2 protein-coding genes are annotated in these 1,234 nt (G+C 31.2%); both read left to right on the top strand.

All coding sequences use genetic code 11. The features are described 5' to 3' along the window. The first annotated feature begins 99 nt into the window (after positions 1 to 99). Entirely contained in the window at positions 100 to 561 is a 462-nt protein-coding gene (locus tag A3SG_RS0118310; RefSeq protein ID WP_016991437.1) for a mobile mystery protein A, read from the top strand. Next, on the top strand, positions 552 to 1,148 hold the full coding sequence (locus A3SG_RS0118305) for a mobile mystery protein B (protein WP_016991436.1): 597 nt from the start codon (positions 552 to 554) through the stop codon (positions 1,146 to 1,148). The genes A3SG_RS0118310 and A3SG_RS0118305 overlap by 10 nt, the downstream gene beginning before the upstream one ends. Positions 1,149 to 1,234 lie beyond the last annotated feature (86 nt).

Genomic DNA, 1,234 nt, shown 5'->3' with positions numbered 1-1,234 from the left:
TGTTTTTTTATTTGTAAACCAATTACTTTACTTTTTTATTATTTTGTAAATTTATTAGCTTACTTTTATCTCTATTTGTATACTTAAATCGTTAAAGTTATGAGAAACACGAAGAAACTATTAATAGAACAATTAGACCAAAAGCTACTACCTTTTCAAAAAACAGAACTGGTTTTAATCCCTCAAAAAGGTTGGATAAACACTATTCGTATTGGGCTAAATATGACTATGAAACAACTTGGAGCTAAACTCAATATCACCAGGCAGGGCATAAAAAATATTGAAGAGAGTGAAGCAAAAGGCTCTCTATCCATTAATGCATTAAAGGAAGTAGGAGAAGTATTGGATTTAAAATTCGTATATGGATTCGTTCCTAAAGACGGAAGTATTGACAATTTAATCAACTTGAAAGCGGACAAATTGGCCCAGAGAATTGTATTAAGAACCAATCAAAATATGAAATTAGAGGATCAAAGAATTGGAAAAGCCAAAATTAAAGAATCTATAAAAGAGTTGGCTGCCGAAATAAAAAGAGAAATGAGAAAGTCATTATGGGATTAGATTTACACTACTCAGACGGACAAACACCATTAAGTGAAGAAGAAAAGGAAGGTTTAAAAATCAAGTCAATAACGACACAAAGAGAATTAGATGAGTTTGAACAACTAAATATTGAAAAGGCCGTCGAATGGACTATTCGAACCAATTTAAAAACGGAGAGAATATTGACTGAAAAATTTAGTAAAGACTTGCACAAAAAAATGTCCGGTGAGATATGGAAATGGGCAGGAGAGTTTAGAAAATCAGATAAAAATATTGGCGTAAAGTGGACCCTAATTAGTGTTGAGTTAAAGAAATTATTAGACGACGCATTATATTGGATAGAAAATAGTACTTATTCACCAGAAGAGATTTCCATTAGATTCAAACATAGAATTGTTGCTATCCATTGTTTTCCAAACGGAAACGGTAGACACTCTAGAATGATGGCTGACATTATTATAGAGTCTATTTTTGGAAAAGAACTGTTTTCTTGGCAAAAATCAAATATGACTAAAGCGGATGATACTCGCAAAGAATATATTGCTGCATTACAATCTGCTGACAATGCAAATATAAATCCATTAATTGAATTTGCAAAAAACTAAAGCCTGCAATGGATAAAAAAAACTTACACTTTATGAGACAGTGCCTTATTTCACTACCATAATTATAAAAAAAAATCCCAATTCTG

This window comes from Flavobacterium sp. ACAM 123 (assembly GCF_000264055.1).
Classification (GTDB): domain Bacteria; phylum Bacteroidota; class Bacteroidia; order Flavobacteriales; family Flavobacteriaceae; genus Flavobacterium.
The sequence above is the reverse complement of the archived record's forward strand: the minus strand, read 5'-3'. Positions and strand labels throughout refer to the sequence as shown.

Coding starts and splice junctions, on each gene's coding strand:
- A3SG_RS0118310 (WP_016991437.1), top strand. CDS start 100: ATGAGAAACACGAAGAAACTATTAATAGAACAATTAGACCAAAAGCTA.
- A3SG_RS0118305 (WP_016991436.1), top strand. CDS start 552: ATGGGATTAGATTTACACTACTCAGACGGACAAACACCATTAAGTGAA.